The following is a 15,823-nucleotide window of genomic DNA, read 5'->3' as shown; positions in this document are numbered from 1 at the left end:
GGCTATGGAAGTACAAATGAAAAAACGCTGTATTTCAGCGTATGTAGAAAACCAAATCGGTGTACTAGCTAAGATTTCAGGCCTCTTCGCAGGCAAAAATTATAATCTTGATACATTGACTGTAGGGGAAACTGAAGATTCTACCATGTCTCGTATGACGATTGATCTTACTTGTGACGATTTGACATATGAACAAATCATTAAACAGCTTAATCGCAGTGTAGAGGTGATTAAGGTTATCGACTTTACGGACATGCCGATTACGAAAAAAGAATTACTATTTATCAAGGTCAATAGCTGTAAAGAAGCGGATAAACAAGAAATCTTCCGCATTGCCCAAACCTTTGATCTATTAGTTGTGGATTATAATCGTAAATCTGTACTAGTACAATGTGTAAAGACCGTATCTAAAAATAATGACATGATTGCCTTATTTAAAGATATGTTCGTCAATCGTATTGAAGTTGTACGAGGTGGTAGCGTAGCTATCGAAGCATTATCTACACCTGATAGATAAGGTGTGTACTCTAGCACTTTAAAAGCGATTTAGGTCTATTCAAATATATAATACATGTATTTGAATAGACCTATTTTTTGTGGCTTAAAGCGTGTACAACTTAATATGATATAATATGTATATCGAGCATTATTGATATAGAGACGTTAGTTGTATGCCAAAGTCTTTTTATATAGGAGGTACTATGAGCTTATTAGATGATATTTTAGCCCATAATCGAGAATATGTAGAAGATCAAAATACAGGTTATGTAGATACAGATACAAAGTGTAGTAAAATGCCTAGTCGTGAAATGGCAATTGTTACATGTATGGATACACGTCTTGTTAACTTCTTAGAAGATTCCATGGATATTGGGCGCGGTGAAGCGAAAATCGTAAAGACTGCAGGTAACTGTATTACAGGTCCCTTTGATGGCGTTGTACGTAGTTTACTTGTTTGTATTTATGAGCTAGGAGTTAACGAAATCTTTATCATTGGTCATCACGAATGTGGTATGGCAAAAACTACGGCAAAAGATCTAACAGAAAAAATGCTGGCTCGTGGTATTGCACCAGAAGCGATTCATATGGTCCGTAAAGAAATGGAACGCTGGGCTGATGGCTTTACACATCCTGCTGAAAATGTAGAGGATACAGTAGACGAATTACGTATGAATCCTTTGATTCCTAAAGATGTGCCTATTCACGGTCTTATCTTCCATCCTAGAACGGGTGAAATCGAAGTCATTGTTAATGGCTATACACAAATGAAACAATATTACGAAAAGAATTAGAATTATATGAACAAAAAAAGATTAATTATATCCGTGCTAGCCATTATTGCCTTGGTCTGTGTTACTATAGGTGGATATGTCCATAAGGATGCCATACAGAGTCGTATAGCTAGAACAGCGGCTGTGGTGAGTGGCCAAGAGATAAAGCCACTCCTCGATTCTGAAAGTCGTTATATTCGGCAAATTGTAGCTCAAGATAACAGCACGAGTCGTACTATTATGTGGCAATCAGATAGCAGTGAAGCTGATGCGGTAATAGAGTATCGTCTTGTTGGATCCGATACGACTCAAACGATAAGAGCTACAGACAAAGCTTTTACCGATGATGGTAGTACTACCTATATCCATGAGGGGACATTAACTGGTTTGGCGCCTAATACTAAATACGAATATCGAGTTGGTTATGGTAGTGATCGCCGTAGTGCTTGGTACTCCCTGGAAACGGCTGGCGCCAGTGTGTATGATGTTCTTATCTATCCAGACTCTCAGTCGGGGGATTATTCTCAGTGGGAACGAATTGTAAAAGATTCAGCAAAACGTAATCCGAATACAGCCTTGTATATTAGCATGGGCGATCTTGTAGATAATGGGGAGCAGGCATATCAATGGCGCACTTGGTTAAATTCGATTAAACCATTAAGTGCTAATGTACCGTTATCAACGACTTTAGGCAACCATGAGATGTATACATTAGATTGGAAAATGCGCGAGCCTTATGCGTATTTGAATTACTTCGGAGTACCACCTAATGGGAATGAAACCTTTAATCGACGTTATTATTCCTATGATTTTGGCGATGTACATTACGTTGTATTAGATACGATGTTATATGAAAGTAATCATGAGGACAATCATGATACACATCATCCTGATTTATACGATGTACAAGTTCAATGGCTACGCCAAGATTTAGTTGCAAATACTAAAAAGTGGACAGTAGTTCTCATGCATCGAGATCCATTCCGATATGCCTTTGATCGACCAGGTGCAAGTCGCGATGTAGGTTTTGATGATGAGGGCGTATTATTTATGCCTATCTTTGATGAGTTTAATGTAGACTTAGTTTTATCTGCTCATTTACATACATACCGCAACCGTGGCCATGTACGAAACTTTGATCGAGACCCATCTGGTCCACTATATATCCTTACAGGGATAGCTGGTGATGCACGACGTCCTAAGTGGAAGCAACATCCTCTAGATGTATATGTAGCGCCTCAGCCTGAAACGAATAATTATATGTCTATGACAGTGACACCGAATAAGCTGATTGTAAAATCATTTTTACCTGATGGTACTCAGCTCGACGAATCCGTCATTGAAAAATAAGAGAAAGACACCTTCTTTGGAAGGTGTCTTTTTTTGTCTATTTTTCTCTAATCAAAGGTAGCAAGAATCTATGAGTAAAATTGATTTACAATATAACAAATAAAAATACAGTGAATTTGTATAAATACTTGCTAATTATGGTAGGTAGTATTATAATACGTGTATAGATTATAAAAATACACAAAATATGTATAAAATATACATACAGTGTATAAAGGAGATAGAGTAATGAATGCATTACAAGATTTAATAAAAACTTATGCCTCCCAATATAAAGAACAAGTTGTGGAATGGCGCCGACATATTCATAGCCATCCAGAGTTATCTGGTGAAGAGAAACATACATCTTTATTTATTCAAAAGGTGCTTGGTGAACTAGGAATTCCCTTTGTAAACGATATTTCTGATTATGCTGTTATCGGTAAGATAGAAGGTGCTCATACAGGCCCTGTTATTGCATTGCGTGCCGATATGGATGCGTTACCCATACATGAAATAACAGGCGTGCCCTTTGCTTCACAAAATGAAGGTGTTATGCATGCCTGTGGTCATGATAGCCACATGGCAATTTTACTTGGTGCAGCGGCGATTCTACAATCTATTAAAAATCAATTACATGGGACCGTGAAACTCGTATTCCAACCTTCCGAAGAAGAAGCTTTATTCCCAGGGGCTCAAGGTATTGTCGATAGTGGCATCCTCGACGATGTGGATGAGATATATGGACTTCATGTGTGGCCTCAATTGCCAGTGGGAACTGTAGGTCTTAAAAAAGGTAATCTCATGGCTGCATCCGATCACTTCCTCGTACACATTAAAGGGAAAGCTACTCATGGTGCAGAACCTCATAATGGGGTAGACGCAATTGTAGCAGCCGCAAACTGGATTGTAAATGTGGAATCCATGGTGGCTCGCGAAACGAATCCCATGGAAAATCTCGTGTGCACAATTGGAGTGATTAATGGTGGTGATCGATACAATGTGGGCTGTGGTGATGTGTATCTTGAAGGTACTTGTCGTACCTATGAACCAGAGAAACGTGATTATATTGAGCGACGTTTGGGTGAAAGCTTACAGGCTCTCGATGTGATGTTTAAAACGGAAAGCACTTTGGATTATAAGCGTGGCCATGGTGCTACCATCAACAATCCAGAGGCCATCGATTATGCCACATCTATTGTAGAGAAATATCTTGGTAAAGAAGCTGTGGTCTATCCTGAATTTCCGTCTATGGCAGCAGAGGACTTCTCCGCATATCTTCATAAAATAAAAGGTGCTTTTCTTTGGTTAGGTACTGGGTTTGAAGGCAATCCGGCCTTACATAATGAGGCTTTCACCATCGATGAAAGTATCCTTGAACCAGGTATCACAATGATGGCTGCTATTGCCGCCGAATTTTTACAAGAAAAGTAGTTAAATAAGTAGTTTGAAATAAGAGGTTATCATGAAAAGTTTACAACATACATCATTTAAAACAATGCTTCAATACACACCGGACGAAATTAAATACTTCTTGGACTTAGCAGCAAAATTAAAAGCCGATAAAAAAGCGGGCAAAGAAATCAAAACATTAGTAGGTAAAAACTTTGCATTAATTTTTGAAAAAGACTCAACACGGACACGTTGCGCTTTTGAAGTAGGGGCTGCGGACCAAGGTGCTTTTACAACATATCTTGGCCCTACAGGTTCTCAAATGAATAAGAAAGAATCCTTAAAGGATACGGCTCGTGTCCTTGGTTCCATGTATGATGCTATCGAGTTTAGAGGCTTCGACCAAGAGGACGTAGATACATTGGCGGAATACTCTGGTGTGCCAGTTTGGAATGGGCTTACTGATATGGATCATCCTACACAAACATTAGCAAATTTCTTAACCATACAAGAAAATATCGATAAACCGTTGAATAAAATTTCCTTTGCTTATGTTGGACACGGTCAATCAAATATGTGCAATGCCTTGATGAGTGGTGCCGTTAAAATGGGGATGGATTTCAGACTGATTGGTCCTAAACAATACTGGCCAGCTGGTCCATTTTACGAAGAGTGCTTAAAAGTGGCTAAAGAAACGGGTGCTACTATTACTTGTACAGATGATGTAGCTGAAGGCATTAAAGGCTTAGATGTTATTTACACTGGTGTGTGGGTAACGATGGGTGATACTTACGATATGTGGGAGGAACGTATCAATACCTTTAAACCATTCCAAGTAAATGGAGAAATGATGGCATTAACTGGCAATCCGAACACGAAGTTCTGCCACTGTTTGCCAGCGTTCCACAACACAGAAACACAAGTAGGTAAAGATATTTATGAACGGTTTGGCATGAATGGCATTGAGGTGACCGAAGAGGTATTCGAAGGTCCAAACTCTTTAGCGTTCCAAGAAGCAGAAAATCGTCTCCACACGATTAAGGCAGTTATGGTTGCTACCTTTGGAGATTATCCATTGAAATAAATTCATCCTCCTAAATGGTGATGAATTGTATAGTTTGTTTCCTATTTATATTGGATAAAGGGCTATATAAATAGGTGTGAGTCACCAATAGGTGAGAAGTGAGGTTTATTATGACACCCCATAGAGTATTTATTGTTGGTCATGAAGGCACAACTGGTCTTAGAATTCATGAACGATTATCCGATCGAAAAGATATAGAACTTTTAGCGACTGCTGATGAGGATCGCAAAAATGTAGAGGCCATTAAAGTGGTTGCAAAAAAAGCGGATCTTGTATTTCTATGTTTACCTGATGTGGCATCTAAGGAAATTATGGCCGCTATTGGTGATTTTCCATGTAAGGTTATTGATACTTCTACAGCGTTTAGAACTACAGCTGGTTGGGCATATGGGTTCCCAGAACTTGGTGAAAGCTACAAAACAGCTATTGCAACTAAAAAACATATTGCAAATCCTGGCTGTCATGCGAGCGGTATGATTGCTTGTATAGCGCCTCTTGTAAAAGCAGGGCTCGTGCCAGTGGATTATCCTTTCACCATTACATCCTTAACAGGCTATAGCGGTGGTGGTAAAAAGATGATTGGCCAATATGAAAGCAATCCAAAAGACTATTTCCTTTATGCTCCTCGTCAATATGGGCTTGGTCAAGAACATAAACATTTACCTGAAGTACAACATGTATGTGGCATTATTGAAGCGCCAATTTTTATGCCAATCGTTGATGACTACTACTCTGGGATGGAGGTTACCGTAGGTATTCATAGTCGTTTATGTCATAAACCTGTTTGTATTGATAAGGTACAACAAACGTTAGAATACTTTTACAAAGATAGTACAATCGTTACAGTTGCACCATTTACTGAAAATAGCAATAGCGGTATGTTAAACGCTAATCAATTGAGCAATACGGACAGTATGAAAATCTATGTCACTGGTAACGATGAACGCATCATGGTTCACGCCATTTTCGATAATTTAGGTAAAGGTGCATCGGGTGCCGCCGTTCAATGTATGAATATTGCATTGGGTTTACCAGAGGATACTGGTTTAGTATTAGGTTAGAGAGGAATCTATGAAGAATGTAACAAATGCAATGCGGGCGCATATCTTAACGGCGGCCGTTCCATATATAAAACAATACACAGATCAGTACGTTGTCGTTAAATACGGCGGCAATGCCATGGTGGATGAAGAGTTAAAGAAATCTGTCATGAAGGATTTACTATTACTTCAATTAGTGGGGGTAAAAGTTGTGCTCGTTCATGGTGGTGGTCCAGCTATTAATAGCACCTTAGAGGCGATGCAAATTGAATCACATTTTGCTAATGGATTACGTGTTACCGATGAAGCAACGATGGATGTTGTACAAATGGTGCTAGCCGGCAAGGTGAATAAAGGGCTCGTGGCGGATCTAACGGATATTGGTGGCAAAGCTGTTGGCCTTTGTGGCGTAGATGGCAACATGATTCAAGTTCATAAACAAAACGAAGAACTTGGTTATGTAGGTTATATTGATACCATTGATACGAGTATTATCCATGACGTAATTAGCCGTGGCTATATTCCGGTTATTTCTTCTATCGGCATGGGAGCCGATGGCAAGACATATAATATTAATGCGGATACCGTAGCCGCGAAAATTGCAGGTGCCCTCAAGGCGGAAACCATGGTGGCTATGACCAATATTGATGGTGTACTGCGAGAGGTGCATGATCCAGATTCTTTAATTTCTAAAATTACGATGGCCGAGGCCGCTCAGTTAAAAGCGGATGGTGTCATTGTAGGCGGTATGATTCCAAAGGTAGATTGCTGCTTAGAGGCCATAGAAGCTGGGGCACAAAAGGTATTTATCATCAATGGTGAAATTCCACATGCCATTCTTATCGAGTTATTAACCGATGAAGGCCTTGGCACAATGTTTGTTGCTTAATATAGTAAACATAATACTGGTAATCATTTATTGGGTATCTTTTACATAGATAGACGACGGCATGACCGTACATTTGGAGGATATAATGAGTAATGCAATCGATTTTGAACAACAAGATAAAGAATATATAGTCAATACGTATGGTCGGTTCAACGTATGCTTTGAAAAAGGAAAAGGTTCTCTCTTGTGGGACGTAGATGGTAAAGAGTACATTGACCTTGGTTCTGGTATTGGCGTAACCGCTTTTGGCGTTGATGATGATGAGTGGACTGATGCTGTTACTAAGCAGTCTCATGCGTTGAATCATATTTCTAATTTATACTATTCCTTGCCACAAATTGAGCTAGCGAAACAGCTCTGTGTGAAAACGGGGATGAAAAAGGTGTTTTTCTCTAACTCTGGTGCGGAGTCTAACGAATGTGCGATTAAGGCAGCGCGTAAATATAGCCATGATAAATACGGCGAAGGTCGTCATGTAGTTGTTACCTTGGTCAATAGTTTCCACGGTCGTACTATTACCACCTTGTCTGCGACAGGACAAGATGTATTCCATCAACATTTCTTCCCATTTACGGAAGGCTTTATTCATACCCCAGCCAATGATATTGATGCGGCTTTGAAAGTCCTTGCTAATCCAGCTGTTTGTGCCATCATGATGGAACCTATCCAAGGTGAAGGTGGTGTTATGCCATTAGATAAGGAGTTTGTCCAAGCGGTAACAAAATATGCTCATGAACATGATCAACTGGTACTTATCGATGAGGTACAAACTGGTAATGGTCGGACTGGTAGTCTATATGCATACCAACAATTTGGCATCGAACCAGATGTGGTATCTACTGCAAAAGGCTTGGCGGGAGGTCTACCAATGGGGGCTACTTTGTTCAATGAAAAGATGCAGTACGTTTTAAATGCTGGTGCCCACGCTACTACCTTTGGGGGAAATCCAATCTGCGCGGCTGCAGGGAATACTATTATTAGCCGGTTAACTCCTGAATTTCTCGATTCTGTAAAAGTAAAAGGGGAATACGTAAAATCTACCTTAACTGGTAAACCAGGTGTCATTGGTGTTAGTGGTATGGGGCTCATGCTCGGTATTGAGACTACAGTAGATGCAAAAGTTGTCATTGCAAAATGTTTAGAAAAGGGCGTAGTATGCTTATCTGCTAAAAATAAGGTACGACTTTTACCAGCCCTTAATATTCCACAAGAACAATTAGAAAAGGCGATACGTATTTTGGCTGAAGTGATTGAAGAATTAGCTGCAAAATAAGAATTCGTCTAGCTTTCATAAATATTGTTTACTATAGTTATGTAACATTGAACTATGGAAATAAACCGATGATTATATAGACTTTAGTCCGTATTCGTGTTACCCTAGAAGAAACAGTCTATATTGGAGGAGTAAATATGAATACAGAATCCTTACGTAATGAAGTATTGGTTCCGGCGGTAGCAAAAACGTTGGACATTGCTGCAAAAGCAAAACCTACAAAAGAAGAAATTATCACAACGGCGAAAATCACTGCTGCTGTGACAGTTGCAACGGCTATTGTATCCTTAGCGGTACAAGCAGTATTGCGCAACCGATAAGAAACTAAGAAAACGACATGGCGTTGCCTGTCGTTTTCTTTTACATTTATCCTGTTATTCCCCTAAATAAGGGGCTTTTCTTGGTGCAAGTAGGTTGTGTATTTATAAATTCGTAGACTGTATAATCGTTATATATTAGCGATGCATATTGATATGCAATTGATATACTGATATTAGAGGAGGCGATACGATGCATAGTCGCGATTTAATAGAGCAATATAAAGGCTACGTTCAAGATTGGCGTAGATATTTTCATAAACATCCAGAGCTCAGCAATGAAGAGTTTGAAACGACAAAGACACTCGCTAAAGAATTAGGATCGATGGGCGTAGAGGTTCATGTAGATACAGAGCGTGGTATCGGCTTGATCGGTATCATCCATGGTGCTAAGCATGGAAAGGCTATCGCGTTGCGCGCCGACATCGATGCACTGCCTGTTCATGAACATAATACAGTGGACTATAAATCTGATGTAGAAGGTAAAATGCATGCTTGCGGTCATGATGGACATATGGCTATTTTATTAGGTGCGGCTAAGATGCTAATGTCTATGAAAGACCGTATTGAAGGCGATGTGTATTTAGCATTCCAACCTGCGGAAGAAACTGGCGCAGGGGCTCCGGATTTCATCAAGTTTGGTGACTGGTATGATAAGGTGGACGCTATCTTTGGTGGTCATGTGTGGATTGATTTGCCTGCCGGTCTCGTATCTGTTGAGGAAGGCCCTCGTATGGCTGCGAGTAGCCAGATTACTATTAACGTAAAAGGAAAACAAGGTCATGGTGCACAGCCACACCAAGCGGTCGATGCTATCGTGGTGGCTAGTGCCATCGTTATGAATTTGCAAACCGTAGTGTCTCGTAATGTTAGCGCGTTAGACTCTCTTGTACTAACTATTGGGAATATTCATTCTGGCTCTGAATGGAATGTTATCCCTGGTGAAGCTAAAATGGGGGGGACCATTCGATTCTTTGATCCGGGCCAAGAAGAGTATTATGTTGAATCCATACGCCGCGTAGTAGAACATACGGCTGAAGCCTATGGCGCGACTGCTACATTAGAATATGTAAAAAAAGTACCACCTACTATCAATGATCCTGAATCCAGTGAACTAGCAGAACGTGTTGTTATGGATACATTAGGTAAAGACAAGCTTTCTAAGATGCGTAAAGTAATGCCTGGAGAAGATTTTGCATGGTATTTACAAGATAAACCAGGATGCTTTGCTTTTATTGGTATTCAAAACCCTGAAGTAGAAGCTACCTTCGACCACCATAATAATAGATTTAATATGGATGACTCCGTACTATCTGCGGCATCAGCGGTGTATGCGGAATATGCCATTGCTTGGTTACAAGAAAATAAATAAATTTTAATCTGATAAACCCCTTTACATTTTTCGTAAAGGGGTTTATTATATTCCAATATTAAATCATATGTAATTAAAATGGTTTCCTGTTAAAGTATAAGTTTTAGTGCTTTGCGGATAAAAAGGGCCTTTCTTCGCCGGACGGTTCTAGAAGCCAGAAAGGATGTAATGAACAATCAAGTTTCTATTTCAACAGCAAATATTCGTGGTGCTTTTGGGGCATTTTTTATCCCCGGCATGTACACAGCTTTATGGGCTGGTTTTGTGCCATATTTAAAAGCAAAGCTTAGTATTGGTGAAGATGTATTAGGTTCCATGATTTTGTTGCTCGGTGTAGGTTCTTGTTTATCCATGGCTATAGCAGGTAAGCTTGTAGAAAGCTTTGGGTGTAAGAGAGTCGTTTTGTTAGCTAGCTTTATTGGTATGGTATCTCTTGCCATCGTTACTATGTGTCCTACTATTGCTACAACAACAGTAGCCCTGTTCTTTTTTGGTATTGGTGTAGGCCTTAGTGGTGCTTCTGCTAATTTACAAGCTATCCTAACAGAAAAGGTGAGCAAAAAACATTTAATGGGCGCCTATCACGGTGGCTGGAGCTTAGGTGGTTTTGCTGGTGCCGGTGTTTTGCTCGTGCTTTTAAAAATCTTATCGCTGCCTGTTAATCAAAGTATTTGGGGACTTCTCATCGTACTATTTATTGCGATGGTTGTAGTTAGCCAATTTATGTTGACCTTTGGTAGTGATCCAAATGCAAAGGTTACTAAAAAATCTAAAAGCCCATTGTCCTTTCATCCAATCGCTCTTATTTTTGGTTTATTGTCCTTTGTTTCTTACTTGGTAGAAGGTGCTGTAGGGGATTGGAGTGCATTATATTTATTTGAAGATAAAGGGATTGTTATCGAAGAGGCTGTCATGGGTGTAATGCTCTTTAATGGTACTATGTGTATAGGCCGTTTGCTTGGTAATAGATTAGGTAAACACTTAACATCAAAGCAAGTTGTTGTTGGTGGCTACTTATTTGGCTCTATTGCGATGGGGCTTATCGTGTTCTTGCCAGGTCATGCATCCATGTATACTTACTTATTATTGGGTATTTCATTAGCTATGATAGTACCAAACCTATTCTCTGCAATGGGGGAACAAAATGTCATTCCTATGACACAAGCGGTCGCAACATCCACAATGCTCGGTTATATGGGTATTTTGATGGGACCTGCCTTAATTGGTTTCATTGCGCACGGTACAAGTCTTACAGTAGCATTTATCGTATTGACTACATTGCTTGTTGTAAGTGCAGGTATTGGTAAATACGCATACCATTTAATGAGTAAAGACTGTGGACTTAGTGAAGAACAAATTTAATAGCCTATAATTAAGGAGCTACGATTCTCGTATCGTAGCTCCTTTTTCATATTTTTATATTTTATGTATTTCACGCATTAAAAAGCCACAGGTCTAGAACCTGTGGCTTTTAGAACTATCATTATATATTGATTAGATTAGCGATCGCCATTGAAGATGGAGTTTTTAACAAGTACATAGTCTACTTTGCGAATGGCTTGTAGAGTCGTACCGCCAGCGTAAGAAATAGCGGATTGTAAATCTTGTTCCATTTCAGTTAATGTATCGAAGATAGAACCTTTGGAATCGATGAAAATCTTTTTGCCTTCTACGTTTTTGCGTTCCCCTTTTTGGAACTCAGAAGCAGAACCAAAGTATTCTTTTACAGCTTTACCGTCAACGATTTTTTCTTCCCCTGGAGATTCTTCATGACCAGCAAATAGGGAGCCAATCATAACCATGGTAGCACCAAAGCGAATGGATTTTGCGATGTCGCCATGGTCACGAATACCGCCGTCAGCGATGATAGGTTTAGTAGCTGCTTTTGCGCACCAGCGAACAGCAGCTAATTGCCAGCCACCAGTACCGAAGCCAGTTTTTAACTTAGTGATACATACCTTACCAGGACCGATGCCTACTTTAGTCGCATCAGCACCAGCGTTTTCTAGTTCACGAACTGCTTCTGGAGTACCAACATTACCAGCGATAATGAAAGTCTCAGGCAAGTTCTTTTTAATGTATTGAATCATTTCGATGACTGCATTGGAATGACCATGTGCAATATCAATAGTGATATATTCTGGGGTTAAGTTTTCTTTCTTGAATTCATCAACTAAAGCAAATTCTTCAGCTTTTACGCCGATAGAAATAGAAGAATATAAGTTAAGGTCGTGCATACGTTTTACAAAGTCCATACGACGTTCTGGTTGGAAACGATGCATGATATAGAAATACCCTTCACGAGCTAATTTTTCAGCCAACTCTTCGTCGATAATAGTTTGCATATTAGCAGGTACTACTGGCAAGCGGAATGTGCGTTTACCTAATTTTATATGTGTATCACATTCGCTACGACTGGAGACAATACATTTGTTAGGAATCAATTGCACGTCTTCATAATCAAAGATGTTAGTTGTATTAATCATAGTTTCTATATCTCCTTCGAGTATTACATATTGAACCTGTACCATTATACAAGAGACTCATAAAATTTTCAATACGTTCCGAATATTTTGTTTGGTGTAAGGGATAAACTGTAGTACAATACAAGTAGATTGTATAAATAATATATTCATTTATAGATATATGGTAAAAGGAGGTTGATTAATGTGGAACAGTCTAAAACCCGTATGCTTGCTGAAGCTGGCGTAGCAATTGCCATTGCTCAAGTGTTGTCATTTATTACGATTTTTCATATGCCACAGGGGGGCTCTATTAAGGCGGCAGCTTTGGTACCACTCATGATTTACGCATATCGTTGGGGCGGAACACGAGGTATCTTCGTAGGTGTTGTATATGGTATATTACACTTTATTTTAGGCTTTAAATCATCTGTTCATTATTTAAGTATTGTATTAGACTACTTGGTTGCTTACGGTGCTATTGGCGTTTGTGGTTACTTTAAAGACTCTCTTTCTGGCCTTATCACTGGATCCATCGTAGGTATTGTATTGCGTTGGGGGGCATCTGTTACGAGCGGTGCTGTAGTCTTTGCTAGCTATGCTCCGCAAGGGCAGGATCCTTGGGTTTATTCCATGATTTATAATGCATCCTATATGGTGCCAGATGGCCTTTTAAATATTGCAGTTTTACTATTCATCTACCAAGGTGTTAAACGAGGTTTACAACGTCGTGGATAAATTAGGTTTAATTATTTTGGCTGGAGGACTCAGCACTAGAATGGGGCAACCTAAAGCTTTGTTGCCTTGGATTAATGGTGAAAGTCTTATATCTCATGCCCTTCGTAAGGGATTAGATGCAGATGTTCAAGATATTCTTATTTCCATCGGTGATGACGAGCAATTAGGACTTGCTATACAGACTCATATTATAGATACATTATCGAACGATGAGAAAAATAAGGTTTCTATTGTTCGGGATTCTGTTGGGCGATGCGGACCTTTAGGGGGGCTGTATAGTACTCTAGCTGTTGGTACTAGCTCTGCTTATGCAGTAATGGCAGTAGATATGCCATTCATGGAAATGGATTTGTATTATGATTGGCTCTATCAAGTAGAGCATAATGATTGGAATGCCATCGTCCCATATAGTGAAAGTGGTAAATCTGAGCCAATGGCCGGTATTTATAGACCACATATTGCATCCTTAATTCAATCTATTCTTGTTAGTGAAAATGTATCGTTGCATCATGCCCTCGATGTTATTGGTCATGTAGAATCTATTGATGCTACTGATTTTAGTTGGGAGCTAAGCAATATTAATCGATTTGAAGACTATCAATGGGCGCGAGCTTTAGCGGAAAATGAATTCCGCCGTGTACCTTTAATTAGTGTGGTCGCATCGAAACGTAAAACAGGTAAGACTACTGTTGTAACGCGCCTTGTGTCTGAGTTACAAAAAATCGGTTTATCCGTTGGTGTTGTCAAAAGCGATAAGCATGGCTTTCAGATGGATCATGAAGGAACAGATACAGATCTTGCTTATAAAGCTGGGGCTGATGCGGTTGCTATTGCAGGGCCTACTGAAACAGCGATTCGCATACGTACAAAAGAACAATCAAATCTGTATGAAATATCACAGTTTATGCCCGTAGATATAGTTATACTAGAATCACGGTCTCAAGGGATTGCCCCTATTATAGAGGTTACCCAAGAGGGACATACGGAAGAGCTTATCTCGGATTCCATGGACCGAGTGGCGACGATAGAAATTGGTAAGTTAGATCAAGACGTACCTGAATTGGTACGTCACATACAGGAAATGATGAGGAGTTTAAATGGCCGTCGTTACTGTTGAGAAGGCGCTCCAATTGTGGGATGAAGCCTTACAAACGCAAGTTCATAAAGTTGAAACAATAGATGTTAAGGCTGCGAAGGGGTACGTGTTAGCAGAGGACATTATTGCACCCACAGACGTACCTGCATTCCCAAAATCTGCTATGGATGGTTATGCCATCGCCTACGAAGAAGGTCGTAATGAATATATCGTTGACGGTATCATTGGTGCTGGTGTTGTATGGGAACATCCCGTAGACGTTGGTCATGCGGTGCGTATTATGACTGGTGCACCGGTACCAGATACATGTGATACTGTCATCATGCAAGAACAAGTGGTTGGCACTGGTGAACCACAAACTACAATTACGATTCAAGGCAAATATCATTGTGGTGATCATATTATTCCACAAGGTGAGGAGTGTGTTGCCGGCACCATCGTGATCCCACGTGGTACAGAGGTAACATCTACAGTACAAACCATTTTGACGGGGCTAGGTATGACGGAAATATCTGTTAATGCCATGCCTCGTGTATTAGTTCTTACCTCTGGCCATGAGGTTATTGAACCTGGTGAAAGTTTAACACCTGGTAAAATCTACAACTCTAATCGAGCTATGATCTGTGGGCTCTTGGAGGATTTAGGTTTTCATAAGATAACACATTATCATGTAAGTGATGCTCCGGAGGAGTTAGACTCTGAAATCAACCATGTGTTGAAGCTTAGTGAAGAAGCAGATGTTATTATCAGTTCTGGTGGTGTGTCGGTAGGCCTTTTCGATACGATGCCTCTTATTTATGAAAAACTAGGAGCAAAATCTATCTATGCCCGTATTCAAATGCGACCTGGTGCAGCATCTTATGGTGCGGTTACCCCAAAAGGTCAGATTATCTTTGGTTTGTCCGGTAATCCAGGGGCTGCCTTTAATGGGTGGCATTTAATCGTAGCACCTACCTTGAAGCGTTATAAAGGGTTGGCTAATTGGACGACTCCAGTGGTGGCTTGTGTAATGGATACAGAAATCTTCAAACGTAATGCCTTTGATCGTTATGTACAAGGAAAAGTCATATTTTGCGGTGGAGCGCCACGTTTTGTGGCTAATCGTCACTTTAATAGTAGTAGTATGTTAGGGCTATATACTGTGAATGCGTTGGCATGTATTCCACGAGGGATTCATGAAGTACATCCTGGTGATACATTTAATGTGTATCTATTAGGCTTGCTGCCTGCAGTTTAGACCGTATTGATTTTTAGATTCTTACTTTAAGGCTTTAGATTTTTTAGCGTTTTAGAGTTATAGATACAAATATATCTAGTTAAATAACTATAATATTTATAGTTAATCATAATATAAAAAGACGAGGTCTCTTAGGAGTCCTCGTCTTTGCGTTTATTCAAAACATTTCGTTTATCCAAAAATATTTTAAATTTTGTCACCAAAGATACTGAAATTTAATCTCAATTAAATTATAATAAAATTAAGGGAAGGATATTTTTTAGTTATATCAATTGGTTTTGATAAAACTGTTTAAATCTACTTTTTATTTACTTTTACTATTA

The 15,823-nt window shown here is 39.6% G+C and carries 15 protein-coding genes; 14 read left to right on the top strand and 1 reads right to left on the bottom strand.

Translation table 11 applies throughout. The features are described from left to right. Positions 1–4: 4 nt before the first annotated feature. The 11 genes from ilvN (at position 5) to VPAR_RS06570 (ending at position 11,329) form a co-directional block, all read left to right on the top strand. Complete coding sequence (gene ilvN, locus VPAR_RS06620) at positions 5–517, top strand: acetolactate synthase small subunit (protein ID WP_012864654.1); 513 nt, start codon at positions 5–7, stop codon at positions 515–517. A gap of 184 nt (positions 518–701) precedes the next feature. Then, positions 702–1,292 carry a beta-class carbonic anhydrase gene (locus VPAR_RS06615; RefSeq protein ID WP_012864653.1) on the top strand — a complete coding sequence of 197 codons (591 nt, stop codon included), beginning with the start codon at positions 702–704 and terminating at the stop codon, positions 1,290–1,292. Positions 1,293–1,298: 6 nt separating this feature from the next. Continuing rightward, positions 1,299–2,621: a purple acid phosphatase family protein gene (locus VPAR_RS06610; RefSeq protein WP_012864652.1), complete on the top strand. Its 1,323-nt coding sequence runs from the start codon at positions 1,299–1,301 to the stop codon at positions 2,619–2,621. Positions 2,622–2,849: 228 nt separating this feature from the next. Then, positions 2,850–4,034 carry a M20 metallopeptidase family protein gene (locus VPAR_RS06605; protein WP_012864651.1) on the top strand — a complete coding sequence of 395 codons (1,185 nt, stop codon included), beginning with the start codon at positions 2,850–2,852 and terminating at the stop codon, positions 4,032–4,034. 31 nt (positions 4,035–4,065) lie between these two features. After that, positions 4,066–5,076 carry an ornithine carbamoyltransferase gene (argF, locus tag VPAR_RS06600; RefSeq protein WP_012864650.1) on the top strand — a complete coding sequence of 337 codons (1,011 nt, stop codon included), beginning with the start codon at positions 4,066–4,068 and terminating at the stop codon, positions 5,074–5,076. A gap of 110 nt (positions 5,077–5,186) precedes the next feature. Further along, complete coding sequence (gene argC / locus VPAR_RS06595) at positions 5,187–6,137, top strand: N-acetyl-gamma-glutamyl-phosphate reductase (RefSeq protein ID WP_012864649.1); 951 nt, start codon at positions 5,187–5,189, stop codon at positions 6,135–6,137. Positions 6,138–6,147: 10 nt separating this feature from the next. After that, on the top strand, positions 6,148–7,005 hold the full coding sequence (gene argB, locus VPAR_RS06590; protein ID WP_012864648.1) for an acetylglutamate kinase: 858 nt from the start codon (positions 6,148–6,150) through the stop codon (positions 7,003–7,005). A gap of 85 nt (positions 7,006–7,090) precedes the next feature. Next, positions 7,091–8,278, top strand: coding sequence for an aspartate aminotransferase family protein (locus VPAR_RS06585; protein ID WP_012864647.1), 1,188 nt, complete (start codon positions 7,091–7,093; stop codon positions 8,276–8,278). A 137-nt stretch (positions 8,279–8,415) separates the two neighbouring features. Continuing rightward, complete coding sequence (locus VPAR_RS06580; protein WP_012864646.1) at positions 8,416–8,598, top strand: hypothetical protein; 183 nt, start codon at positions 8,416–8,418, stop codon at positions 8,596–8,598. Between the two features lie 190 nt (positions 8,599–8,788). Further along, on the top strand, positions 8,789–9,967 hold the full coding sequence (locus tag VPAR_RS06575) for a M20 metallopeptidase family protein (protein WP_012864645.1): 1,179 nt from the start codon (positions 8,789–8,791) through the stop codon (positions 9,965–9,967). A gap of 168 nt (positions 9,968–10,135) precedes the next feature. Beyond that, positions 10,136–11,329 carry an MFS transporter gene (locus tag VPAR_RS06570; protein ID WP_012864644.1) on the top strand — a complete coding sequence of 398 codons (1,194 nt, stop codon included), beginning with the start codon at positions 10,136–10,138 and terminating at the stop codon, positions 11,327–11,329. Positions 11,330–11,466: 137 nt separating this feature from the next. On the opposite strand, the gene VPAR_RS06565 is transcribed toward VPAR_RS06570, so the two are convergent. Next, on the bottom strand, positions 11,467–12,453 hold the full coding sequence (locus VPAR_RS06565; RefSeq protein ID WP_012864643.1) for a GMP reductase: 987 nt from the start codon (positions 12,451–12,453) through the stop codon (positions 11,467–11,469). 183 nt (positions 12,454–12,636) lie between these two features. Here VPAR_RS06565 and thiT point away from each other — a divergent pair, with 183 nt between their 5' ends. The 3 genes from thiT to VPAR_RS06550 are packed head-to-tail and all read left to right on the top strand — an operon-like array spanning position 12,637 to position 15,500. Continuing rightward, positions 12,637–13,167, top strand: a complete 531-nt coding sequence (gene thiT, locus VPAR_RS06560) for an energy-coupled thiamine transporter ThiT (RefSeq protein ID WP_012864642.1) — start codon at positions 12,637–12,639, stop codon at positions 13,165–13,167. Next, entirely contained in the window at positions 13,160–14,284 is a 1,125-nt protein-coding gene (gene mobB, locus VPAR_RS06555; RefSeq protein WP_012864641.1) for a molybdopterin-guanine dinucleotide biosynthesis protein B, read from the top strand. Before thiT ends, mobB begins: the two co-directional genes overlap by 8 nt. Continuing rightward, positions 14,265–15,500 carry a molybdopterin molybdotransferase MoeA gene (locus VPAR_RS06550; RefSeq protein ID WP_012864640.1) on the top strand — a complete coding sequence of 412 codons (1,236 nt, stop codon included), beginning with the start codon at positions 14,265–14,267 and terminating at the stop codon, positions 15,498–15,500. Before mobB ends, VPAR_RS06550 begins: the two co-directional genes overlap by 20 nt. Positions 15,501–15,823: the final 323 nt, after the last annotated feature.

The sequence above is a fragment of the Veillonella parvula DSM 2008 genome, assembly GCF_000024945.1.
GTDB lineage: Bacteria > Bacillota > Negativicutes > Veillonellales > Veillonellaceae > Veillonella > Veillonella parvula.
This window is presented reverse-complemented; position numbering and strand designations above follow the sequence as displayed.

Coding starts and splice junctions, on each gene's coding strand:
- ilvN (WP_012864654.1), top strand. CDS start 5: ATGGAAGTACAAATGAAAAAACGCTGTATTTCAGCGTATGTAGAAAAC.
- VPAR_RS06580 (WP_012864646.1), top strand. CDS start 8,416: ATGAATACAGAATCCTTACGTAATGAAGTATTGGTTCCGGCGGTAGCA.
- argF (WP_012864650.1), top strand. CDS start 4,066: ATGAAAAGTTTACAACATACATCATTTAAAACAATGCTTCAATACACA.
- VPAR_RS06605 (WP_012864651.1), top strand. CDS start 2,850: ATGAATGCATTACAAGATTTAATAAAAACTTATGCCTCCCAATATAAA.
- VPAR_RS06575 (WP_012864645.1), top strand. CDS start 8,789: ATGCATAGTCGCGATTTAATAGAGCAATATAAAGGCTACGTTCAAGAT.
- VPAR_RS06610 (WP_012864652.1), top strand. CDS start 1,299: ATGAACAAAAAAAGATTAATTATATCCGTGCTAGCCATTATTGCCTTG.
- VPAR_RS06570 (WP_012864644.1), top strand. CDS start 10,136: ATGAACAATCAAGTTTCTATTTCAACAGCAAATATTCGTGGTGCTTTT.
- VPAR_RS06550 (WP_012864640.1), top strand. CDS start 14,265: ATGGCCGTCGTTACTGTTGAGAAGGCGCTCCAATTGTGGGATGAAGCC.
- VPAR_RS06565 (WP_012864643.1), bottom strand. CDS start 12,453: ATGATTAATACAACTAACATCTTTGATTATGAAGACGTGCAATTGATT.
- argB (WP_012864648.1), top strand. CDS start 6,148: ATGAAGAATGTAACAAATGCAATGCGGGCGCATATCTTAACGGCGGCC.
- VPAR_RS06585 (WP_012864647.1), top strand. CDS start 7,091: ATGAGTAATGCAATCGATTTTGAACAACAAGATAAAGAATATATAGTC.
- VPAR_RS06615 (WP_012864653.1), top strand. CDS start 702: ATGAGCTTATTAGATGATATTTTAGCCCATAATCGAGAATATGTAGAA.
- argC (WP_012864649.1), top strand. CDS start 5,187: ATGACACCCCATAGAGTATTTATTGTTGGTCATGAAGGCACAACTGGT.